This window comes from Pseudomonas sp. R1-15 (genome assembly GCF_051132085.1).
In the GTDB taxonomy this organism is placed as follows: domain Bacteria; phylum Pseudomonadota; class Gammaproteobacteria; order Pseudomonadales; family Pseudomonadaceae; genus Aquipseudomonas.
The window spans coordinates 1275394-1296962 of the sequence record NZ_CP071660.1 but is presented as its reverse complement, the minus strand read 5'-3'; the positions used below and the strand labels follow the sequence as shown (position 1 = coordinate 1296962).

18 protein-coding genes and 1 tRNA gene are annotated in these 21569 nt (G+C 61.3%); 14 read left to right on the top strand and 5 right to left on the bottom strand.

Annotated elements, in window-relative coordinates; genetic code table 11:
* The first annotated feature begins 81 nt into the window (after positions 1 to 81).
* From J3P97_RS05595 to J3P97_RS05560, 8 genes are all read left to right on the top strand, one after another.
* Entirely contained in the window at positions 82 to 987 is a 906-nt protein-coding gene (locus J3P97_RS05595) for a LysR family transcriptional regulator (RefSeq protein WP_434673652.1), read from the top strand.
* Positions 988 to 1182: 195 nt separating this feature from the next.
* Entirely contained in the window at positions 1183 to 2691 is a 1509-nt protein-coding gene (locus J3P97_RS05590) for a sigma-54-dependent transcriptional regulator (protein WP_434602964.1), read from the top strand.
* A 454-nt stretch (positions 2692 to 3145) separates the two neighbouring features.
* Positions 3146 to 3529, top strand: a complete 384-nt coding sequence (gene gcvH / locus J3P97_RS05585) for a glycine cleavage system protein GcvH (RefSeq protein WP_434561638.1) — start codon at positions 3146 to 3148, stop codon at positions 3527 to 3529.
* An 11-nt stretch (positions 3530 to 3540) separates the two neighbouring features.
* Entirely contained in the window at positions 3541 to 6390 is a 2850-nt protein-coding gene (gcvP, locus tag J3P97_RS05580) for an aminomethyl-transferring glycine dehydrogenase (RefSeq protein ID WP_434673651.1), read from the top strand.
* Positions 6391 to 6581: 191 nt separating this feature from the next.
* The gene (locus tag J3P97_RS05575) at positions 6582 to 7958 is read left to right on the top strand and encodes an L-serine ammonia-lyase (protein ID WP_434569617.1); all 1377 of its coding nucleotides are present in this window, start codon (positions 6582 to 6584) and stop codon (positions 7956 to 7958) included.
* Positions 7959 to 7989: 31 nt separating this feature from the next.
* On the top strand, positions 7990 to 9114 hold the full coding sequence (gcvT, locus tag J3P97_RS05570) for a glycine cleavage system aminomethyltransferase GcvT (protein ID WP_434673650.1): 1125 nt from the start codon (positions 7990 to 7992) through the stop codon (positions 9112 to 9114).
* A 392-nt stretch (positions 9115 to 9506) separates the two neighbouring features.
* The gene (locus tag J3P97_RS05565; RefSeq protein ID WP_003227496.1) at positions 9507 to 9719 is read left to right on the top strand and encodes a cold-shock protein; all 213 of its coding nucleotides are present in this window, start codon (positions 9507 to 9509) and stop codon (positions 9717 to 9719) included.
* A 94-nt stretch (positions 9720 to 9813) separates the two neighbouring features.
* Positions 9814 to 10302 (top strand): RDD family protein, encoded by a 489-nt coding sequence (locus J3P97_RS05560; protein ID WP_434569619.1) that lies wholly within the window; start codon positions 9814 to 9816, stop codon positions 10300 to 10302.
* Between the two features lie 216 nt (positions 10303 to 10518).
* On the opposite strand, the gene nadA is transcribed toward J3P97_RS05560, so the two are convergent.
* Positions 10519 to 11577 (bottom strand): quinolinate synthase NadA, encoded by a 1059-nt coding sequence (nadA, locus tag J3P97_RS05555; protein ID WP_305496382.1) that lies wholly within the window; start codon positions 11575 to 11577, stop codon positions 10519 to 10521.
* Positions 11578 to 11893: 316 nt separating this feature from the next.
* Here nadA and J3P97_RS05550 point away from each other — a divergent pair, with 316 nt between their 5' ends.
* The 6 genes from J3P97_RS05550 (at position 11894) to J3P97_RS05525 (ending at position 18914) form a co-directional block, all read left to right on the top strand.
* Positions 11894 to 13636, top strand: a complete 1743-nt coding sequence (locus J3P97_RS05550) for a copper resistance system multicopper oxidase (RefSeq protein WP_434673649.1) — start codon at positions 11894 to 11896, stop codon at positions 13634 to 13636.
* 43 nt (positions 13637 to 13679) lie between these two features.
* Complete coding sequence (locus J3P97_RS05545) at positions 13680 to 14549, top strand: copper resistance protein B (RefSeq protein WP_434674511.1); 870 nt, start codon at positions 13680 to 13682, stop codon at positions 14547 to 14549.
* 53 nt (positions 14550 to 14602) lie between these two features.
* Positions 14603 to 14989, top strand: a complete 387-nt coding sequence (gene copC / locus J3P97_RS05540; RefSeq protein WP_434673648.1) for a copper homeostasis periplasmic binding protein CopC — start codon at positions 14603 to 14605, stop codon at positions 14987 to 14989.
* 55 nt (positions 14990 to 15044) lie between these two features.
* Positions 15045 to 15905 carry a copper homeostasis membrane protein CopD gene (gene copD / locus J3P97_RS05535; protein ID WP_434674510.1) on the top strand — a complete coding sequence of 287 codons (861 nt, stop codon included), beginning with the start codon at positions 15045 to 15047 and terminating at the stop codon, positions 15903 to 15905.
* Between the two features lie 272 nt (positions 15906 to 16177).
* A complete protein-coding gene (locus J3P97_RS05530) occupies positions 16178 to 17365 on the top strand; it encodes a cyanate transporter (protein ID WP_434673647.1) in 1188 nt (395 codons plus the stop codon).
* A gap of 97 nt (positions 17366 to 17462) precedes the next feature.
* Positions 17463 to 18914 carry a hypothetical protein gene (locus J3P97_RS05525; RefSeq protein WP_434673646.1) on the top strand — a complete coding sequence of 484 codons (1452 nt, stop codon included), beginning with the start codon at positions 17463 to 17465 and terminating at the stop codon, positions 18912 to 18914.
* Positions 18915 to 19084: 170 nt separating this feature from the next.
* Here the strand turns inward: J3P97_RS05525 and J3P97_RS05520 are convergent.
* The 4 genes from J3P97_RS05520 to ybgF all read right to left on the bottom strand — a co-directional run bounded on the left by J3P97_RS05520 (position 19085) and on the right by ybgF (position 21565).
* Positions 19085 to 19160: transfer RNA gene (locus J3P97_RS05520), tRNA-Lys, on the bottom strand.
* A 63-nt stretch (positions 19161 to 19223) separates the two neighbouring features.
* On the bottom strand, positions 19224 to 19916 hold the full coding sequence (queC, locus tag J3P97_RS05515) for a 7-cyano-7-deazaguanine synthase QueC (protein WP_305496390.1): 693 nt from the start codon (positions 19914 to 19916) through the stop codon (positions 19224 to 19226).
* Position 19917: 1 nt separating this feature from the next.
* Complete coding sequence (queE, locus tag J3P97_RS05510) at positions 19918 to 20565, bottom strand: 7-carboxy-7-deazaguanine synthase QueE (RefSeq protein ID WP_434602956.1); 648 nt, start codon at positions 20563 to 20565, stop codon at positions 19918 to 19920.
* 166 nt (positions 20566 to 20731) lie between these two features.
* A complete protein-coding gene (gene ybgF / locus J3P97_RS05505; protein ID WP_434569627.1) occupies positions 20732 to 21565 on the bottom strand; it encodes a tol-pal system protein YbgF in 834 nt (277 codons plus the stop codon).
* Between the last annotated feature and the right edge of the window lie 4 nt (positions 21566 to 21569).

Here is a 21569-nt window from a genome sequence, read left to right as displayed (position 1 = left end):
GAATGGACAGAGCTTAGTTGCCTGACTCGTTACAAAAAATGCGATGCTGGGACATAGTTTGTTTCTGAAAGCGGGCAAATCATGGATCGTCTACAAGCTATGCGGGTGTTCGTAACCGTGGTGGACCTGGGCAGCCAATCGGCGGCGGCCGAGCACCTGGACCTGTCGCGACCGGTGGTGTCGCGCTACCTGGCGGAGCTGGAGGACTGGGTCGGTGCTCGGCTCATGCACCGCACCACGCGCAAACTGAGCCTGACGGCCGCCGGCTCGGAGATTCTGCCGCGCTGCCGACAGATGCTCGAGCTGTCCGGCGACATTCAAGCCGCCGTCAGCACGCCGGAAGACGCGCCCCGGGGCATGCTGCGCATCACCGCCAGCCCGTCGTTCGGCCAGTCCCAGCTGGCGTCGGCCATGGCCGAGTTCGTCAAGCGCTACCCGGGGGTAAGCGTCGACCTGCAGATGCTCGATCGCACGGTGAACCTGGTAGATGAGCGCATCGACCTGGCGATCCGCATGAGCAACGATCTCGATCCCAACCTGATCGCCCGGCGCCTCACGGTGTGCCGCTCGGTAATCTGCGCCTCGCCCCGTTACCTGCGCGAGCAGCCGACACCGCAACGGGTGGAGGACTTGAGCCGACACAACTGCCTGACCCATTCCTACGTCGGCAAGAGCTTGTGGCATTTCGAGCAGGACGGCGAACAGATCGCGGTGCCGGTGCAGGGCAACATCAGCGCCAACGAAGCCAGCACGCTGCTCCAGGCAACGATCGCCGGCGCTGGCGTCGCGATGCTGCCCAGCTACCAGGCCGGCCCTTATCTGCGCAGTGGTGAACTGGTGCGCCTGCTGGCCCACGCCGAACCGCGGCTGATGAACATGTATGCGGTGTATGCATCGCGCAAGCACATGCCCCCGGCGCTGCGTTGCCTGGTGGATTTTCTGGTGCTGAAGTTTCCCGAGACGCCTGAGTGGGATGACGGGCTATAAGCCCGGTGGGGAGCCTGTGGGAGCGAGCCTGCTCGCGAAAGCGGTGTCTCAGTCAACATCAATGCTGGCTGACATACTGCTTTCGCGAGCAGGCTCGCTCCCACAATGGAAATCGACGCATGACCGGGATTTCACCAACAGCCCGGCCCAAGGCATACTTGCCACCCTTCGTAATCCAGAACCCGAAACCGCCCCATGCGCATCCACGTCAGTTTCATCGACCGCGTCGGCATCACCCAAGAAGTCCTGGCTTTGCTCGGTGGGCGCAATTTGAACCTGGATGCGGTGGAGATGGTGCCGCCCAACGTCTACATCGATGCCCCGACCCTCAGCCCGCAGGTGCTCGACGAACTGCGCGAGGCACTGTTCAGTGTGCGCGGCGTGCAGGCGGTCACCGTGGTGGACATTCTCCCGGGGCAACGCCGACACTTGCAGCTCGATGCCTTGCTCGCCGCCATGACTGACCCGGTGCTGGCCCTCGACAGCGCCGGCAAGGTGCTGCTCGCCAACCCCGCGCTGATCGCCTTGTACGGTCGGGAACCGGCCGGGGAAAGCGTGGCCGAGCTGTTCGGCGACGCGGCGCTGCTCGACGCCCTGCTGGAAAACGGCTTTCGCTTGCCGCTGCGGGAAATCACCCTCAACGGCCAGACCTTGTTGCTGGACGCCACGCCCATCACCGATGCCGGGGCGCTGCTGACGCTTTATCAGCCAAACCGCATCGGCGAACGCCTGTCGGCGCTGCATCACGACCACGCCGAGGGTTTCGACGCGCTGCTGGGCGAATCCCCGGCGATCCGCACGCTCAAGGCCCGGGCCCAGCGCGTCGCGGCCCTGGATGCGCCGCTGCTGATCCAGGGCGAGACCGGTACCGGCAAGGAACTGGTGGCCCGCGCCTGCCACGCCATCAGCGCCCGCCACGGCGCGCCATTCCTGGCTCTGAACTGCGCCGCGCTGCCGGAGAACCTCGCCGAAAGCGAACTGTTCGGCTATGCCCCCGGCGCCTTCACCGGCGCCCAGCGCGGCGGCAAGCCGGGGCTGATGGAACTGGCGAACCAGGGCACGGTGTTTCTCGATGAGATCGGCGAGATGTCGCCGTACCTGCAAGCCAAGCTGCTGCGTTTCCTCAATGACGGCAGCTTTCGCCGTGTGGGTGGCGATCGGGAGATCAAGGTCAATGTACGAATCCTCAGCGCCACCCACCGCAACCTGGAGAAAATGGTCAGCGAAGGCTCGTTCCGCGAAGACTTGTTCTACCGCCTGAACGTGCTCAACGTCGAAGTCCCGCCGCTGCGTGAGCGCGGCCAGGACATCCTGCTGCTGGCGCGTTATTTCATGCAGCAGGCCTGCGCGCAGATCCAGCGCCCGGTCTGCCGGCTGGCCCCCGGCACGTATCCGGCATTGCTGGGCAATCGCTGGCCGGGCAACGTTCGGCAGCTGCAGAACGTGATCTTCCGCGCCGCCGCCATCTGCGAGAGCAGCCTGGTGGACATCGGCGACCTCGACATCGCCGGCACCTCCGTGGCGCGCCAAGGCGATGTGGAAGTCGAAAGCCTGGAGCAAGCTGTCGAAGCGTTCGAGAAACAATTGCTCGAATCGCTGTATGCCAACTACCCCTCTACTCGCCAGTTGGCCAGCCGCCTGCAGACCTCCCATACCGCGATTGCCCATCGGTTGCGCAAGTACGGTATTTCCGGGAAGCCATAGACCCGCCACACCACATCCCTTGTGGGCACACCCTCTGTGGACACCTGCCCCCTGTGGGAGCGAGCCTGCTCGCGAAAGCAGTATGTCAGCCCGCATGGATGATGACTGATACACCGCTTTCGCGAGCAGGCTCGCTCCCACAAGGTCTGACGGCACATCTAAAAACGACCTCCACTGTACTGAAAGCGCTACAGTGGAACGATATCGCTACAGTCGCCGTCAGCCTGCGCATCGTAAGGCTCTGATCCCATAACGATTTTATCTGGCCCAGGTGCTGTAGCGATTTCGCTACAGCGCTGAAGACTATCGCCGCGCGAAAATCCTTTAACTTATTGATAAATAACGAATTTTGTATTATTGGCCACGTTCTTGCTAAGGCTTTAGCCATTCGGCCGGGCCAAGCCCCGCGCCTTTCTTCGCGTCCACCAGACGAAATCTGGCCCCAGGAGTTTCCATGAGCGAGTTGCGTTTTACTGAAGATCACGAATGGCTGCGCACCGAAGCAGACGGCAGCGTCACCGTAGGCATTACCGCCTTCGCGCAGAACGCATTGGGCGACGTGGTTTTTGTGCAACTGCCTGAATTGCAGTCCTACGCCAAGGGCGACGAAGCCTCCACGGTTGAATCGGTGAAAGCCGCCAGCGGTGTGTACATGCCCCTCGATGGTGAAGTACTTGAAGTGAACGACAAGCTCGGCGACAGCCCGGAACTGGTCAACGAAGATCCGCTGGGCGACGGCTGGTTCTTCCGCTTTAAACCGACCGACGCCGACGCAGTGGCTAAGCTGTTGGATCAAGACGCCTACGATCGCCTGATCAAAGCCAACGCCGAAGCCTGAGGAGCCACGACATGACCGTAAATCTCGGCACCGCCAACGAATTCATCGCCCGCCATATCGGCCCTCGGGCCAGCGACGAGCAAGCCATGCTCGAGCGCCTGGGTTTCGACTCCCTGGAAGCCCTGAGCGCCAGCGTCATCCCGGAAAGCATCAAGGGCACCAGCGTGCTGGACATGGGCGACGGCCAGAGCGAAGCCGATGCACTGGCCTCGATCAAGGCCATCGCCGGCAAGAACCAGCTATTCAAGACCTACATCGGCCAGGGTTACTACAACTGCCACACCCCGGCGCCGATCCTGCGCAACCTGCTGGAAAACCCGGCCTGGTACACCGCCTACACGCCGTACCAGCCGGAAATTTCCCAGGGCCGTCTCGAAGCGCTGCTGAATTTCCAGACCCTGATCAGCGACCTCACCGGCCTGCCGATCGCCAACGCCTCGCTGCTCGACGAAGCCACCGCCGCTGCCGAAGCCATGACCTTCTGCAAACGCCTGAGCAAGAACAAGGGCAGCAATGCCTTCTTCGCCTCTCGCCATTGCCACCCGCAGACCCTCGACGTGCTGCGCACCCGTGCCGAACCCCTGGGTATCGACGTGGTGGTCGGTGATGAACACGAACTGAGCGACGTCAGCGGCTTTTTTGGCGCACTGTTGCAATACCCGGCCAGCAACGGTGATCTGTTCGACTATAGCGAGCTGACCGAACGCTTCCACGCCGCCAATGCCCTGGTGGCCGTCGCGGCTGACCTGCTGGCCCTGACGCTGCTGACCGCCCCCGGTGAATTCGGTGCAGACGTGGCCATCGGCAGCGCCCAGCGCTTTGGCGTGCCACTGGGTTTCGGCGGCCCGCACGCGGCGTATTTCTCCACCAAGGATGCGTTCAAGCGCGACATGCCGGGCCGTCTGGTCGGCGTTTCCGTAGACCGTTTCGGCAAGCCGGCCCTGCGCCTGGCGATGCAGACCCGCGAGCAACACATCCGCCGCGAGAAAGCCACCAGCAACATCTGCACCGCCCAGGTACTGCTCGCCAACATCGCCAGCATGTACGCGGTGTATCACGGCCCCAAAGGCCTGGTGCAGATTGCCAACCGCATCCACCACCTGACCGCGATCCTCGCCAAGGGCCTGGGCGCGCTGGGCCTGAGCGTCGAGCAAGAGAGCTTCTTCGACACCCTGACCCTGCACACCGGCGCACAGACTGCTGCCCTGCACGACAACGCCCACGCCCAATGCATCAACCTGCGCGTGGTGGATGCAGAACGCCTGGGCCTGTCCCTGGACGAGACCACCAGCCAGGCTGATATCGAGGCATTGTGGAGCCTGTTGGCCGACGGCAAGGCCCTGCCGGACTTTGCCGCCCTCGCCGCCAGCGTGCAAAGCCGCATCCCGGCCGAACTGGTGCGCCAATCGGCGATCCTCAGCCACCCGGTGTTCAACCGCTACCATTCCGAAACCGAGCTGATGCGTTACCTGCGCAAGCTCGCCGACAAGGACCTGGCCCTGGATCGCACCATGATCCCGCTGGGTTCCTGCACGATGAAACTCAACGCCGCCAGCGAAATGATCCCGGTGACCTGGGCCGAATTCGGTGCCCTGCACCCGTTCGCCCCGGCCGAGCAGAGCGCCGGCTACCAGCAATTGACCGACGAGCTGGAAGCGATGCTCTGCGCCGCCACCGGCTATGACGCGGTGTCGCTGCAACCCAACGCCGGTTCCCAAGGTGAATACGCTGGCCTGCTGGCAATCCGCGCCTACCACCAGAGCCGTGGCGAAGACCGTCGCGACATCTGCCTGATCCCGTCCTCCGCCCACGGCACCAACCCGGCCACCGCCAACATGGCCGGCATGCGCGTGGTCGTGACCGCGTGCGATGCCCGTGGCAACGTCGACATCGAAGACCTGCGCGCCAAGGCCATCGAGCACCGCGAACACCTCGCCGCGCTGATGATCACCTACCCGTCCACCCACGGCGTGTTCGAGGAAGGCATCCGCGAAATCTGCGGCATCATTCATGACAACGGCGGCCAGGTATACATCGACGGCGCCAACATGAACGCCATGGTCGGCCTCTGCGCTCCAGGCAAGTTCGGCGGCGACGTGTCGCACCTGAACCTGCACAAGACCTTCTGCATCCCTCACGGCGGTGGCGGCCCGGGCGTCGGCCCGATCGGCGTCAAGTCGCACCTGGCACCGTTCCTGCCCGGCCATGCGAACATGGAGCGCAAGGAAGGCGCGGTGTGCGCGGCGCCGTTCGGCAGTGCGAGCATTTTGCCGATCACCTGGATGTACATCCGCATGATGGGCGGCGCCGGCCTCAAGCGCGCCTCGCAACTGGCGATCCTCAACGCCAACTACATCGCCCGTCGCCTGGAAGAGCACTACCCGGTGCTCTACTCCGGCAGCAACGGCCTGGTGGCCCACGAATGCATCCTCGATTTGCGTCCGCTCAAGGACAGCAGCGGCATCAGCGTCGATGACGTCGCCAAGCGCCTGATCGACTTCGGCTTCCACGCCCCGACCATGTCGTTCCCGGTAGCCGGCACATTGATGATCGAGCCGACCGAAAGCGAATCCAAGGAAGAACTGGACCGCTTCTGCGACGCCATGATCTGCATCCGGGAAGAAATCCGCGCGGTGGAGAACGGCAGCCTCGACAAGGACGACAACCCACTGAAAAACGCCCCGCACACCGCGGCGGAACTCGTCGGCGAGTGGACTCACCCCTACAGCCGCGAACAGGCCGTGTACCCGCTGGCGTCGTTGATCGAAGGCAAGTACTGGCCGCCCGTGGGCCGGGTCGACAACGTGTTCGGCGACCGCAACCTGGTCTGCGCCTGCCCGTCGATCGAAAGCTACGCTTGATCTGTGAAGGGGGACGGTCCATCCGTCCTCCGAACTTCCCTTGTGGGAGCGAGCCTGCTCGCGAAGGCGACATGTCAGCCAATCAGATGTCAACTGACACGCCGCCTTCGCGAGCAGGCTCGCTCCCACAGGGAATCTGTTTTCAAACCTTGTAAACCGTCGATCCCATAAAAAGAAACCGGAGAAACACCATGTCGTTAAGCGTGTTCGACCTGTTCAAGATCGGCATCGGCCCTTCCAGCTCCCACACGGTTGGCCCGATGCGTGCCGCGGCCCGGTTCGCCGAAGGGCTGCGCCGTGATGACCTGCTCAAGACCACTGCCAGCGTCAAAGTCGAGCTGTATGGTTCGCTCGGTGCCACTGGCAAGGGCCATGGCAGTGACAAGGCCGTGCTGCTGGGCCTGGAAGGCGAGCACCCGGATACCGTGGACACCGAAACGGTATCTACCCGGCTCCAGGAGATTCGCAGCAGCGGTCGCCTGAACCTGCTCGGCGAACACCCCATCGAATTCAACGAAAAGCTGCACCTGGCGATGATTCGCAAACCGTTGGCCTTCCACCCCAACGGCATGATCTTCCGCGCCTTCGACGCCGCCGGGCTGCAAGTGCGCAGCCGCGAGTACTACTCGGTGGGTGGCGGTTTTGTGGTCGACGAAGGCGCCGCCGGTGCCGACCGTATCGTCGAGGACGCAACGCCCCTGACCTTCCCGTTCAAGAGCGCCAAGGACCTGCTCGCCCATTGCACCACTTACGGCCTGTCCATCAGCCAGGTGATGCTGACCAACGAAAGTGCCTGGCGCCCCGAAGCCGAAACCCGCGCCGGCCTGCTGAAGATCTGGCAGGTCATGCAGGATTGCGTGGCGGCCGGCTGTCGCAATGAAGGGATCCTGCCGGGCGGGCTGAAGGTCAAGCGACGGGCCGCCGCGCTGCATCGCCAGCTGTGCAAGAATCCCGAAGCGGCATTGCGTGATCCGTTGTCCGTGCTCGACTGGGTCAACCTGTATGCCTTGGCCGTCAACGAAGAAAACGCCTACGGCGGACGCGTTGTCACCGCGCCTACCAACGGCGCGGCAGGCATCGTTCCGGCCGTACTGCATTACTACATGCGCTTCATTCCCGGGGCCAACGAAGATGGCGTGGTTCGGTTCCTGCTGACCGCCGCCGCCATTGGCATCCTCTACAAGGAAAACGCTTCCATCTCCGGCGCCGAAGTCGGCTGCCAGGGCGAAGTCGGCGTGGCCTGTTCCATGGCGGCCGGCGCACTGTGCGAAGTCTTGGGCGGCACCGTGCAACAAGTGGAAAACGCCGCCGAAATCGGCATGGAACACAACCTCGGCCTGACCTGCGACCCCATCGGTGGCCTCGTCCAGGTGCCCTGCATCGAGCGCAACGCCATGGGCTCGGTGAAAGCCATCAACGCGGTGCGCATGGCCATGCGCGGCGACGGGCATCACTTCGTCTCCCTCGACAAAGTCATCCGCACCATGCGCCAGACCGGCGCCGACATGAAAAGCAAATACAAGGAGACCGCCCGCGGCGGTCTGGCGGTCAACATCATCGAATGCTGATACGCGCCACTTTCATTTTCCAGGAGCTGATATGTCCACCGAACAATTGATGAAAACCCCGCTGCACGCTCTGCACCTTGAGCTGGGCGCGCGCATGGTGCCATTTGCCGGCTACGACATGCCCGTGCAATACCCGCTGGGCGTCATGAAAGAACACCAGCACACCCGTGATCAGGCCGGGCTGTTCGATGTGTCCCACATGGGCCAGATCCGCCTGACCGGCGCCGATGCCGCCAAAGCCCTGGAGACACTGGTGCCGGTGGACATCATCGACCTGCCGGTGGGCATGCAGCGCTACGCCATGTTCACCAACGATAACGGCGGCATCCTTGACGACCTGATGGTCGCCAACCTGGGCAATGGCGAACTGATCCTGGTGGTCAACGCCGCCTGCAAGCATCAGGACCTGGCCCACCTGCAAGCGAAAATCGGCGACCGGTGCAGCATCGAACCGCTGTTCGAAGCCCGCGCCCTGCTCGCCCTGCAAGGCCCGGCCGCCGTCAGCGTACTCGCGCGCCTGGCGCCAGACGTGGCGAAAATGACCTTCATGCAGTTCCAGCGCGTCATGCTGCTGGGCGTGGATTGTTTTGTCAGCCGTTCGGGCTACACCGGCGAAGACGGTTTCGAAATTTCCGTGCCGGCCGCCGACGCAGAGAAACTCGCCCGCGCCCTGCTGGCCGAACCGGAAGTCGCGGCCATTGGCCTCGGTGCCCGCGACTCCCTGCGCCTGGAAGCCGGCCTGTGCCTTTATGGCCACGACATGAACACCGAAACCACGCCGATCGAAGCCAGCCTGCTCTGGGCCATTTCCAAAGTACGCCGTGCCGACGGTGCCCGCGCCGGTGGGTTCCCCGGGGCTGAGACCATCTTCGCCCAACAACAGAGCGGCGTCAGCCGCAAACGCGTCGGCCTCCTGCCCCAGGAACGCACACCGGTGCGCGAAGGCGCGGAGATCGTCAACGAAGCTGGCGAGACCATCGGCACCGTATGCAGCGGCGGTTTTGGCCCGACGTTGGGCGGTCCGTTGGCCATGGGCTATCTGGAAAGTGCCTACGTGGCAATGGATACACCGGTCTGGGCCATTGTGCGTGGGAAAAAGGTGCCCATGCTTGTAAGCAAAATGCCATTTGTTGCACAGCGCTACTACCGTGGTTGATTGGCTGTTTCTATAAGTAACGCGGTTGCGTTAAACGTGCACTAATGTGTAACGCAACCGCCATAAAAAGGTGCATGTTTGATATTCAACCGGCTTATAACGTCGAGGAACTATTGGACTAGCCTTTCGAATAAGCCTTCTCCAGCGAAACATCTAAATCGCCAGCAAGCTGAGCAAATCCGGGCCCTTGAGGGGGGTTGTTTTTTCATTGGAAGTTGGCGTAGAGTTTCGTCACTGTGTTTGCATGGGTCGCTTGGATCGTGACCTGGGCAGTAGCCTACGAAGTTAGCTACATCCCGTTCGACGTCATCTTACTTTCCTGCAACCCAGCCCCAGTACTCTTTCGCGTTGAAAGAGGCTGTCATTAATTTAGCGTCAAGGAAATTAAGAAAATGTCTACTCGTCAGAGCGGTACCGTCAAGTGGTTCAACGACGAAAAAGGTTTTGGTTTCATCACCCCTGAAAGCGGTCCGGACCTGTTCGTGCACTTCCGCGCCATCCAGGGCAACGGCTTCAAGAGCCTGAAAGAAGGCCAGAAAGTCACTTTCGTCGCTGTGCAGGGCCAGAAAGGCATGCAGGCTGACGAGGTTCAAGCCGAGGCCTGAGGCTTTCGCAAACTAAAAAGCCCCTGATTGATATCAGGGGCTTTTTTATGGGCGCAAATCCGTAAAATGGCTTCTTTTTTCAGCCGAGGCCGTCATGCCGAAACACCTGCTCACTCCCCAGGGCGATTTCCCCCCCGTCGGCCTGGGCCGTCGCCTGGCAGCGATGTTTTATGACTTCCTGCTGTGCACGGCACTGCTGATCGTGACCGGTGGCGTCTACAAGATGATCCAGATGGCGATCATCGGCGAAGAAAAGATGCGCGCCCTCACCGACGCCGGAGCACTGGACGGTGACCCGCTGCTGTCCACCGTATTGCTCTTCGTGCTGTTCGGTTTCTTCGCCAAGTTCTGGACCCACAACGGCCAGACCCTGGGCATGCAGGTCTGGTGTATTCGCGTGCAGAACGCCGATGGCACGGCCATCAGCCTGTGGCAGGCGCTGTTGCGGTTCGTGGTGTCGATTGCGTCGTTGCTGTTGCTGGGGCTGGGCTTTATCTGGGCGCTGTTCGACAAGCGCAAGCGCGGCTGGCATGACATCTACTCGGATACGCAACTGGTGCGGATTCCCAAGAAGACCAAGTAAAGGAACAACCACTGGTCTCGTGGCGAGGGAGCTTGCTCCCGCTCGGCTGCGCAGCAGTCGTAAAAGGCCTGTTTGGTTTATCTGAAGATATGCGGTGCTGGCAGGAGGGGGCTGCTTCGCAGCCCAGCGGGAGCAAGCTCCCTCGCCACAAGAATTCCCCAGGTATCAAGACCTCTCAAAGCTTCAAGCCCTTCAGAGGTCTCAAGACTCCAGGAATCAAGCATTGCCCGCCAATTTCATCCGCGCCGCCTGGGTGAAGTCCAGCATGCGCTTGAGCGGGCGGATCGCCTGGGGGATCAAGGCCGGATCGACGAAGATTTCGTTGCTGCCATCCTTCAGCGCCTGGAGCGTGCGCTCCAGGGTGTTCATCGCCATCCACGGGCAATGCGCGCAACTGCGGCATGCCGCGCCGTTGCCCGCCGTAGGGGCTTCGATGAAGACTTTGTCGGGGCACAGCTGCTGCATCTTGTAGAAGATGCCGCGGTCGGTGGCGACGATCAGCGTCTTGTTCGGCAAGCTTTGCGCCGCAGCGATCAACTGACTGGTGGAGCCCACGGCATCCGCCAGCTCGATCACCGAGGTCGGCGACTCCGGGTGCACCAGGATCGCGGCGTCCGGGTACAGCGCCTTCATGTCTTCCAGTTGCTTGGACTTGAACTCCTCGTGGACGATGCAGGCACCGTCCCAGAGCAGCATGTCGGCGCCGGTCTTGCGCTGGATGTAGGTCCCCAGGTGCTTGTCCGGGCCCCAGATGATCGTCTCGCCGTTGTCCATCAGGCTCTCGACGATCTCCAGTGCGCAGCTGGACGTCACGACCCAGTCGGCCCGGGCCTTTACCGCCGCCGAAGTGTTGGCGTAGACGACCACGGTGCGCTCCGGATGCTGGTCGCAGAACGCCGAGAACTCATCCACCGGGCAGCCCAGGTCCAGGGAGCAGGTGGCTTCCAGGGTCGGCATCAGCACGCGTTTTTCAGGGTTGAGGATCTTCGCGGTCTCGCCCATGAACTTGACCCCGGCCACCACCACGGTCTTGGCCGGATGGGCGTTGCCGAAGCGGGCCATTTCCAGGGAGTCGGAAACACAGCCCCCGGTCTCCTCGGCCAGGGCCTGGATGATCGGGTCACAGTAGAAATGCGCAACCAGCACCGCGTCCTGAGCCTTGAGCTCGGCGGCGATGGCGGCGCGGTACCAGGCTTCTTGCTCGGCCGTCAGCGGCTTGGGCTGCTTGGCATCGAGGTGGGCCTGGACCAGAAGGCGTTCGGAAATCTGCGTCATGTTCGCAAGACCTATGGGCGCGTTTTGCGCGAAAGTCGAGTATACACCCGGCTCCGGACCACTCGGGTACCGCCGGGAAAGTGGGTATCAATCAGGCACGGGACAGCATGAAGCCGGCAAGGCTACAGAATATCCCGCCGTTGCAAAAGATCATTCTGACCTGTGCCCGGCCACTGCAACGCACCCGTTCCCTCGTGGTGCCAAGCTGACTGAAATGTAATCACCCGCCGCGTCCGGCTGTGTCATCTTCTTTTCAACCCGCACAGGGGCCAGCTCCTGTGCCTGCTTTGAATCGAGCGATGGATTTTCAAACGTCATGCAATCGAAAACTTCCCGGCGAACCTTCGTCAAGGGCCTGACTGCCGGCGGCATCCTTGGTGGCCTGGGCTTGTGGCGCTCGCCCGTCTGGGCCCTTACCAGCCCGGGCCAGCCCAACGTACTGAGCGGCACCGAGTTCGACCTGTTCATCGGCGAAAGCCCGGTCAATTTCACCGGCAACCCGCGCACCGCCCAGACCATCAACGGCGGCATTCCCGGGCCGTTGCTGCGCTGGCGTGAGGGCGACACCGTGACCTTGCGCGTACGCAATCGCCTGCAAGACAGCACTTCGATCCATTGGCACGGCATCCTCCTGCCGGCCAACATGGACGGCGTCCCCGGGCTGAGCTTCAAAGGCATCGAGCCCGGCGGCCTGTATGTCTACCAGTTCAAGGTCCGGCAGAACGGCACCTACTGGTACCACAGCCATTCCGGCTTCCAGGAGCAATCCGGGGTCTATGGCCCGCTGGTCATAGACGCCAGGGAACCCGAGCCTTTCCAGTATGAGCGGGACTACGTGGTCATGCTCACCGAGTGGAGCGATGAGGACCCCACCCAGATCATCCGCAAGCTGAAGAAACAATCGGACTACTACAACTACAACAAACGCACGGTCGGCGACTTCATCGACGATGTCGGCAAGAACGGCTGGGCCGCCACCGTGGCCGATCGCAAGATGTGGGCCGAGATGAAGATGAATCCCACCGACCTGGCCGACGTCAGTGGCGCCACCTACACCTATCTCATGAACGGCCAGGCACCGGACATGAACTGGACCGGCCTGTTCAAGCCGGGTGAACGCATCCGCTTGCGTTTCATCAATGGCTCGTCCATGACCTATTTCGATGTGCGTATCCCCGGCCTGAAAATGACCGTCGTGGCCTCTGATGGCCAGTACGTCAAACCGGTGAGCGTCGATGAGTTCCGAATCGCCGTGGCGGAAACCTACGACGTCATCATCGAGCCGACGCAGCAAGCCTACACCCTGTTCGCCCAGTCCATGGACCGCACCGGCTACGCCCGCGGCACCCTCGCGACCCGGGCCGGATTGGCGGCGCCGGTACCGCCCTTGGACCCTCGGCCACTGGTGACCATGGACGACATGGGCATGGCCGGCATGGATCACGGATCAATGCAGGGCATGGACCATAGCCAGATGCAGGGCATGGATGACATGACCGGCATGGACCACGGCACCCTGCCAGGTATGGGCGGGATGCAAACCCATCCCGAAACGGAGAACGACAATCCGTTGGTAGACATGCAGGCCATGAGCGTCAAACCCAAGCTCGACGACCCAGGCATGGGCCTGCGCAACAATGGCCGCAAAGTGCTGACCTACGCGGACCTGCGCAGCACCTTTGGCGACCCCGACGGCCGCGAGCCGGGCCGCACGATCGAGCTGCACCTGACCGGGCACATGGAAAAATTCGTCTGGTCGTTCAACGGCGTGAAGTTCAGCGACGCCGCGCCGCTGCTGCTCAAGTACGGCGAGCGCCTGCGCATCGTCTTGATCAACGACACCATGATGACCCACCCCATCCACCTGCACGGCATGTGGAGCGACCTGGAAGACGAAAACGGCCAGTTCATGGTGCGCAAGCACACCATCGACGTACCGCCCGGTTCCAGGCGCAGCTATCGAGTGACCGCCGACGCGCTTGGCCGCTGGGCCTATCACTGCCACCTGCTGTTTCATATGGAAATGGGCATGTTCCGCGAAGTCCGGGTGCAGGAATGAGGAGCCGACCATGATCAGTTTGTTTAAATCCCCCACCCTGCCCATGGCCGCGCTTGCCCTCGGCACCAGCCTGTCAGCCTGGGCAGCAAGCGACACGATGCAAGGCATGGATCACAGCCAGATGCCGGCGATGGACCACAGCCAGATGCAAGGCATGGACTCGATGCAGGGCATGGATTCCATGCAAGCCGCGCCCACCAGCAGCCGCACACCGATCCCCGAACTGACCGCCGCTGACCGCGCCGCCGTCTATGAAGACCACGGTGGCCACGCGGTGCACGACAGCGCCATCAACTCGTTCTTCCTGATCGACCAGCTGGAGTGGCAAGACGCCGATGACGGCAGCGCCCTTAGCTGGGATGCCTCCGGCTGGATCGGCGGCGACATCGACCGCTTGTGGCTGCGCTCCGAAGGCGAACGCACCCATGGCAAGACCGAAGAAGCCGAACTCCAGGCCCTCTGGGGCCACGCCATCAGCCCTTGGTGGGATGTGGTGGCTGGCGTGCGCCAGGACTTCAAGCCAGGTGACTCACAGACCTGGGCAGCATTCGGCGTACAAGGCATGGCGCTGTACAACTTCGAAGCCGAGGCCACCGCCTTCATCGGTGAAGATGGCCAGAGCGCGGCGCGCCTGGAAGGCGACTACGACATTCTGCTGACCAATCGGCTGATTCTGCAGCCCACCGCCGAAGCCAACTTCTACGGCAAGAATGACCCTGATCGGGGCGTCGGCTCGGGGTTGTCCGACACCGAAGTGGGGCTGCGGCTGCGCTACGAAATCCGCCGTGAGTTCGCCCCGTACGTTGGCGTGACCTGGAACCGCGTCTACGGCAACACCGCCGACTACGCCCGGGACGAAGGCGAAGACCGCAGCGAGGCACGCCTGGTAGTGGGTGTGCGCCTGTGGTTCTGAGGCATTGGCCCTGCTCCATCAATCACTGAAAAACAAGCTGTAGGAGTCCTTGCATGTCATTCATCAAAACCGCTGTCATGGCCGCCGCGCTGTCCACCGGCCTGTTGGCCAGTGGCCTGGCCCAGGCCCATCCGAAACTGCTCTCCTCCAGCCCCGCCGAAGGCGCTGAGGGGGCATCGCCAGCGAAGATCGAGCTGCACTTTTCCGAAAATCTCGTGACCCAATTCTCCGGCGCCAAGCTGATGATGACCGGGATGCCCGGCATGTCGGCGCACGCCCCCATGCCCATGCCGGCCAAGGTTTCCGGCAGCGATGATCCGAAAACCATGGTTATTGTTCCCAATGCACCTCTCACCGCCGGCACCTACCAGGTGCAGTGGCGCGCGGTATCGTCAGACACGCACCCGATCACCGGCAATATCACGTTCAAGGTGAAGTGAGTTGACGAGCGACTCGATCAACATCGCGCTGCGCTTTGCCCTCTACCTGGATCTGATGTTGCTGTTCGGCCTGGCTGCGTTTGGCCTTTACAGCCTGCGAGGTCGGGAGCGGGCGTCAGGCGCGGTGTTGCCTTTCGCGTCGTTGCTGGCGACTACGGCCATGCTTGGGATGCTGCTCTCCCTGGGTGCCATGGCGTGCATGACCTGGGCCATGAGCGGAGCTTCGGAGTGGGCGGAGCTGTGGCCGCACTTCGAAATGATGGTGCTGGAAACCGATGTCGGTTTGAGCTGGACGCTGCGCATGGCGGCGTTGTTGCTGGCCGGTTTCGCCGTGACGCTTGATAGCCGCTCGCCAACCGTCAGCCTGGTCCTGGCCATGCTGGGCGGAGCCGTGGCTCTGGCGACGCTGGCCTGGGCAGGGCACGGCGCCATGGACGAAGGCGCACGCCGGAGCTGGCATTTCATCAGCGACTTCCTGCATCTGTGGGCAGCGGGTGGCTGGGTCGGAGCCTTGGCCGCGTTTGCCCTGCTGCTTCGGCAAGCCGAACCTCAGCTGGCGGTACTGGCCCGGACCCTGAGCGGATTTGCCACGGCCGGTGCGGTGATCGTGGCAGTCATCGCTGTGACAGGACTCGCCAATTATCTGTTCATCGTCGGCCCGAACTTTGCGGGGTTACTCGACCGCACCTATGGTCAGCTGCTGATGCTGAAACTCGGCCTGTTCCTGGCCATGCTGGGGTTCGCCGCGCTGAACCGTTTTCACCTGGGCCCGCTGCTGGAACAGACCCGACAGACCGGCGAGCACCGAGCCGCGGTGAGGGCCCTGCGGCGCAGCATGCTGCTGGAGCTTGGTGTAGCGGTGGTTATCCTTGGATTGGTGGCGTGGCTGGGGACGTTAAGCCCAGGGATGGAATAAAGCCCCTCTCACGGCACTCACCGAACCCGTGGCGAGGGAGCTCGCTCCCGCTGGGGGGCGAAGCCGCCCCAAAACCGCCGCACTCGGCCCCCCCAGATGCATCGCGCCCATTCTTTTTCAGGTCTGCTTCGCAGCCCAGCGGGAGCAAGCTCCCTTACCACGAAGGGCGACTGGGTGAGGAATTTGATTATTCGATAAGCCCCGCCGTTTTTCAGTTTGCCCAATGCAGGCCGCCGTAGCCTAAATGTGCTTTGTCTTAGCAAGGCCCCATCATGGAAAACGTCCAAACCACCAGCACCCGCGCCGTCTGGCTGATGGTCAGTATCGTGCTGGTAGGGCTGAACCTGCGCCCCTCGATGGCCGCGGTCGGGCCGCTGCTGTCAGCCATTCGCGGCGAGGTGCCCCTGAGTTTCAGCAGCGCTTCACTGCTGACCATGCTGCCTGTCATGGCGATGGGCGTGGCCATGTTCCTGGGCATGCGCATCGCCCTGCGCATCGGTGAACACCGTACCGTCGTCCTGTCGCTGCTGATCATTGGTACCGCCACGGCATCGCGCTTGTATCTGGACAGCGCCGCCGGGTTGGTCACCAGCGCGGTGGTGGCCGGGCTCGGAATCGCCTTGATCCAGGCCGTGATGCCCGCACTGATCAAGGCGCGCTTCGCCGACAGCGTCTCGCTGCTGATGGGCTTGTATGTCACCTCAATCATGGGCGGCGCGGCGCTTGCCGCCTCGTTTTCACCCTTTGTCCTGGCGCAGACCGGCAGTTGGCGCATCGGCCTGGCGATCTGGGCCTTGCTGGCGCTGGTCGCCTTGGGCTGCTGGTGGGTCCAACGCTGGAGCGTCACGCCCCTGCCCCAAGCCGCATCCCAGCGCCACCAAGCGTTTTTCGGCAACGCCCGGGCCTGGCTGCTGGCGATTTTTTTTGGCTTGGGCACCGCCTCCTATACCTGCGTACTGGCCTGGCTGGCACCGTATTACGTGGAAAAAGGCTGGAGCGAACAGCACGCCGGCCTGCTGCTGGGATTTCTCACGACGATGGAGGTGTTGTCCGGCCTCATCACTCCGGCGATCGCCAACCGCAGTCAGGACAAACGTAAAATCCTGATCGTTCTGCTGGTCATGATCATGGCCGGCTTCTGCGGCCTGATTCTCAATCCGGAGCGCCTCAGCCTGTTATGGCCGAGCCTGTTGGGGCTGGGTATCGGCGGGCTGTTCCCCATAAGTCTGATCGTCTCCCTCGATCACCTGGACAACCCACGCCGCGCCGGGGGGCTCACTGCATTCGTGCAGGGCATCGGCTACCCCATCGCCGGGCTGTCGCCGCTGATTGCCGGGATGATCCGCGACCGGCTGGGGAGTTTCGAATGGGCCTGGTGGTCGCTCGTGGTGGTCATCGCGCTGATGATGGTAATGGTATTGCGCCTGGACCCGAAACATTACGCAAAGCACATCCGCTAACGATTTCAGGTAGGAGATTTACAGGTTGAAGCTTTAGCTCTCGCTTCCTGGCGCTACTATACCTGCCAGGAATTTTACCTTGTAAGGGAGCTACGCCTTGTCCGTCAGACCTGACAGAACCTTCGCTGAAGTACTCAAGCACACCGTCAGACGCATTCTTTCCTATTGGACCCAGATCACAGTCACCTTAGGCCTGCTCGCAACAGGGCTAGGGTTCATCACACTGTATCTCTATACCCGCACGATTGGACGAATCGATCTGTTCATGCCGTCCATCGATGTGAAGTCCGCACTGTTGGTCTGGGTCGTACTTGTTTTACTGCTGATGCTTTCGTACCTGTTCATCCTCGGAGCAACAACCTGGATGTTCGGCTGCTCGGTTTCGCTGTTTTCAAACCTGAAGGATAACCAGCCGAAGATCGTTTTTTATCTGGCGTTCCCCACTGTCGTTGGATTTAGCGCATTCATCCTGACCACTTTTTTCCTGCCCGCATTAAACGCATGGTCGACATTCGCGGCGTTATTCGTGATCGTCTTCGTGGCGTGCTTTCTCATGTACGCCTTCACGCCGTTCAAAAAAGTCATCAGGAAAAGCATCCTTGTCCAAGCCAGGCTGGATCGAGCCCGCCTGAAACGCCTGGCGCACCATCAGCAGATAAAGCAAAAAAAACAAAAGCCGCAGAAGGTAGCCCGCGCCCCAAAGGCCCGGCTGCCAAAACGGCTTACTGATTCGTGGCGGGCATTCAAAAACAGGATGACGCCAAGGTGGTTATGGATGACAGGAGAATGCCAGCGGCTGTGGTCATGGGTATGGGCTCGCAAAGGATTCTGGCTCGTCTCCCTGCTCTCGCTCTCCATATTTGTCACTGTGATCTTCGCCGCTTTTCCAATCCTGTTGACGATACGTTCGTATATGGAGAGGGAAACGCCGGACACCGTCCCCTACGTGGCGGGTCTGTCTTGGTTGACACTCATCTTCACCCTGCTGCCAGTCATCATCTTTTATTGTTTCAAGGGGGACATCTACAGGCGTACCTTCAATGGCCTGATGGCAATGATCCTCGCATTCTGCGCCTTCACAATGCTTTCACCAGGCAGTTTGAGCCACATTACCTATATCGCGGCAGAAAGCTTGTCAGTCCGGCAAAAAACGGCAGAACGATATGCGTTGCCAGAAGACATGGAGCTGCAGGACCTGAGCGCCACCCTGTGGAAAACACGTCAGGTTGCCGCGAAAAAAATAGAGGTCGAGGCGTTCCAGTTGTATTCCTTTGGGGACGTACTGCTGCTGTGCCCGAAAGACATGCTGTCGCTTGAACTCAAGGAGCTGAAAAACTACTCGAAGTTCTGTGTCAGCACGCTCAACAGCAAAGTCGTACGAAAACCTCTGTTGCCGGCATTCGCCAGGAAGGCGCCAAATGAACGGTCCTGCCGGGTACCATCATGGCAAATCCACGCAGGACGTTGGCTAGGTTGGGAAGTGCTGGTTCCAGGTATCCATCGCTCCGCTTGGGGCGAGAAGAAAGCGCCAGACCAGGTCAGGTCATAGCGTATCGCTCGCACTACTCGTCGCAGAGCTGGCATGCGTCCGCCCTGCGACCGTCCAGCCGCAGCACCTGACTCCTCGCTTCTGCGCGGGGAGATACTTTATTCCAGGCAAAAAAAAATCCGGAAATCCTCACTTACGTGGGCCTTCCAGACTTTTAAAACTACAGAAAATGGTGGGTCGTGTGGGATTCGAACCTACGACCAATTGGTTAAAAGCCAACTGCTCTACCAACTGAGCTAACGACCCTCTGTGTGGTGGCGCGTATAATACTGATTTCTAAGGACTATTCAACACTTAATTTGAAATAAATCAAAAATAAGGGGTTGGATCGCTCACGCCGGCTGCCGCGAAGCCTTCAGCACGCAGACGGCAGCTGTCGCACTTGCCACAAGCACGCCCTTGATCATCGGCCTGATAGCACGAGACGGTAAGGCCGTAGTCCACGCCCAGCTTCACCCCCGCCTTGACGATGTCAGCCTTGCTGAGATTTTGCAGCGGCGCCTGGATACGAAAGCCTTGCCCTTCTACACCGGCCTTGGTCGCCAGGTTGGCCATGCGCTCGAAGGCTTCGACGAACTCCGGGCGGCAATCCGGATAACCGGAATAATCCACCGCATTGACACCAATGAAAATGTCACGTGCCCCCAGTACTTCGGCCCAGCCCAACGCCAGGGACAGGAACACGGTATTGCGCGCCGGCACGTAGGTCACCGGAATCCCCTCGCTCGGTGCTTCGGGTACGTCGATGGAACTGTCGGTCAACGCCGAACCGCCGATGCCGTTGAGGTTCAGGCCGATCACCTTGTGTTCGATTACACCCAGGTCTCGTGCCACTCGCTCGGCAGCATGCAGTTCGGCACGGTGGCGCTGGCCATAATCGAAGCTCATGGTGTAGCAGCGATAACCTTCGGCACGGGCCATCGCCACGACGGTCGCCGAGTCCAGGCCACCGGACAGCAGGATGACGGCACGTTTTTCAGAAGTGGTTGATTGTTCAGTCATGTCAGCGCCCCGGCTCGTCGTTCCAAAGATATTTATGCAGCTGCAATTGCAGGCGCACCGGCAAGTTGTCCGCTACCACCCAGTCGGCCAGATCCCGGGCGTTCAGGTCGTGGTGACTCGGCGAGAACAATACCTCGCCGGCGCGCTGATCGAGTCCGTACTGGATCAGCTTGGACACCGCCCAGTCGTAATCTTCCCGCGAACAGATAACAAATTTGACCTGGTCGTTGGACGTCAACAGCTCCATGTTCTCGTAGCGGTTACGATGCGCCTCCTTCGAACCAGGGGTCTTCAGGTCCACGACACGACTGACTCGCGGATCGACAGCCGAGATATCCAAGGCGCCGCTGGTCTCCAGCGAGACCTCATAGCCGGCATCGCACAGTCGCTTGAGTAAAGGAATGGCATTGGGTTGTGCCAATGGCTCACCGCCAGTGACGCAAACATAGCGCGGACGAAAACCTGCGACTTGTTCAACGAGGTCATCGAGGGTGCGCAAGGTACCGCCGCTGAAGGCGTAGGCGCTGTCGCAGTATTGGCAACGCAGCGGGCAACCGGTGAGGCGCACAAAAACAGTGGGCAGCCCGGCCGTCCGCGTTTCACCCTGCAACGAGTAAAAAACTTCGGTAATTCTCAATGTGTCTTGCATAGTCGCCACGGGCGTAACAGCTAAACAGGCTGTCCGCCTCCGTCAGGCACTTCAAGCAACCCCGCCAACGCGTAGATCCCAGGAAGCGTGTTTCAGAAAAAGGGCGTGAATTCTAACGAAAAAACCCGCGACAGGCGCGGGTTTCTTCAAAACGGGTCAAACGGCCTTACATGCGTTGCAGATCGCGCTGGGCCAACTGAGCGGCGGAGGTACCCGGATATTGGGCCACCACCTGCTGCAGAATGCCTTTTACCTTGTCGGTATGACCGAGGCGGCGCTCGACATCAGCGAGCTTGTACAGCGAATCCGGCACTTTGGCATGCTTGGGATACAGCTGCGAGACCTTGGCGAACGCCTGGCCTGCGCCTTGCAGGTCGCCCTTGGCCAGGTTCACTTCGCCCAGCCAGTATTGGGCATTACCCGAATACTGACTATTGGGGTATTTACGCAGGAAAGCGCCGAAGGCCTGGCTGGCCTTGTCGAAATCCTTGGCTTTGATAAGGTCGAAGGCAGCATCGTAATAGAGCTTTTCCTTCGCCGGGTCAGCCGGCTCGCCACCAGCGGCAGGTGCTGCTGGGGCACTTGCCCCGGCGCCTGCGGCTGCACCGGGGGCGTTCAAGTCGCCACCGGCTGGAGAATTCTCAGGAGTCGCGGCAGGTGCAACGCCGGTTCCTATGCGCCGATCAAGATCCTGGTATCGCTCCAGGTTTTCCTGCTTCATGCGCGATACTTCGTTTTGCAGAACTTCAATCGCGCCTTGCTGGCGTGACAGTTGATCCTGCATTTGCTGCAGTTGGTTGAACAGCTCGCCCTGTGCCGAGACAGGGGCCGAAACCCCTCCCCCGGCATAGGCGCCGTTCGTACCGTAACCTGCAGGCGGATAACTGCTCCCGCTATTGTTATAGCCGGCATCGTTATCGACCACAGGAACCGCAGCCCACGCCGCAAGCGGCGCGAGGCTGAGAGCCAGAACAGTTACAGCACGACGGCACGTTCGCATGACG

What these genes read in the sequence shown, in the direction of transcription:
- J3P97_RS05595 (WP_434673652.1), top strand. Translation starts at nt 82, where the DNA reads ATGGATCGTCTACAAGCTATGCGGGTGTTCGTAACCGTGGTGGACCTG.
- J3P97_RS05590 (WP_434602964.1), top strand. Translation starts at nt 1,183, where the DNA reads ATGCGCATCCACGTCAGTTTCATCGACCGCGTCGGCATCACCCAAGAA.
- gcvH (WP_434561638.1), top strand. Translation starts at nt 3,146, where the DNA reads ATGAGCGAGTTGCGTTTTACTGAAGATCACGAATGGCTGCGCACCGAA.
- gcvP (WP_434673651.1), top strand. Translation starts at nt 3,541, where the DNA reads ATGACCGTAAATCTCGGCACCGCCAACGAATTCATCGCCCGCCATATC.
- J3P97_RS05575 (WP_434569617.1), top strand. Translation starts at nt 6,582, where the DNA reads ATGTCGTTAAGCGTGTTCGACCTGTTCAAGATCGGCATCGGCCCTTCC.
- gcvT (WP_434673650.1), top strand. Translation starts at nt 7,990, where the DNA reads ATGTCCACCGAACAATTGATGAAAACCCCGCTGCACGCTCTGCACCTT.
- J3P97_RS05565 (WP_003227496.1), top strand. Translation starts at nt 9,507, where the DNA reads ATGTCTACTCGTCAGAGCGGTACCGTCAAGTGGTTCAACGACGAAAAA.
- J3P97_RS05560 (WP_434569619.1), top strand. Translation starts at nt 9,814, where the DNA reads ATGCCGAAACACCTGCTCACTCCCCAGGGCGATTTCCCCCCCGTCGGC.
- nadA (WP_305496382.1), bottom strand. Translation starts at nt 11,577, where the DNA reads ATGACGCAGATTTCCGAACGCCTTCTGGTCCAGGCCCACCTCGATGCC.
- J3P97_RS05550 (WP_434673649.1), top strand. Translation starts at nt 11,894, where the DNA reads ATGCAATCGAAAACTTCCCGGCGAACCTTCGTCAAGGGCCTGACTGCC.
- J3P97_RS05545 (WP_434674511.1), top strand. Translation starts at nt 13,680, where the DNA reads ATGGCCGCGCTTGCCCTCGGCACCAGCCTGTCAGCCTGGGCAGCAAGC.
- copC (WP_434673648.1), top strand. Translation starts at nt 14,603, where the DNA reads ATGTCATTCATCAAAACCGCTGTCATGGCCGCCGCGCTGTCCACCGGC.
- copD (WP_434674510.1), top strand. Translation starts at nt 15,045, where the DNA reads ATGTTGCTGTTCGGCCTGGCTGCGTTTGGCCTTTACAGCCTGCGAGGT.
- J3P97_RS05530 (WP_434673647.1), top strand. Translation starts at nt 16,178, where the DNA reads ATGGAAAACGTCCAAACCACCAGCACCCGCGCCGTCTGGCTGATGGTC.
- queC (WP_305496390.1), bottom strand. Translation starts at nt 19,916, where the DNA reads ATGACTGAACAATCAACCACTTCTGAAAAACGTGCCGTCATCCTGCTG.
- queE (WP_434602956.1), bottom strand. Translation starts at nt 20,565, where the DNA reads ATGCAAGACACATTGAGAATTACCGAAGTTTTTTACTCGTTGCAGGGT.
- ybgF (WP_434569627.1), bottom strand. Translation starts at nt 21,565, where the DNA reads ATGCGAACGTGCCGTCGTGCTGTAACTGTTCTGGCTCTCAGCCTCGCG.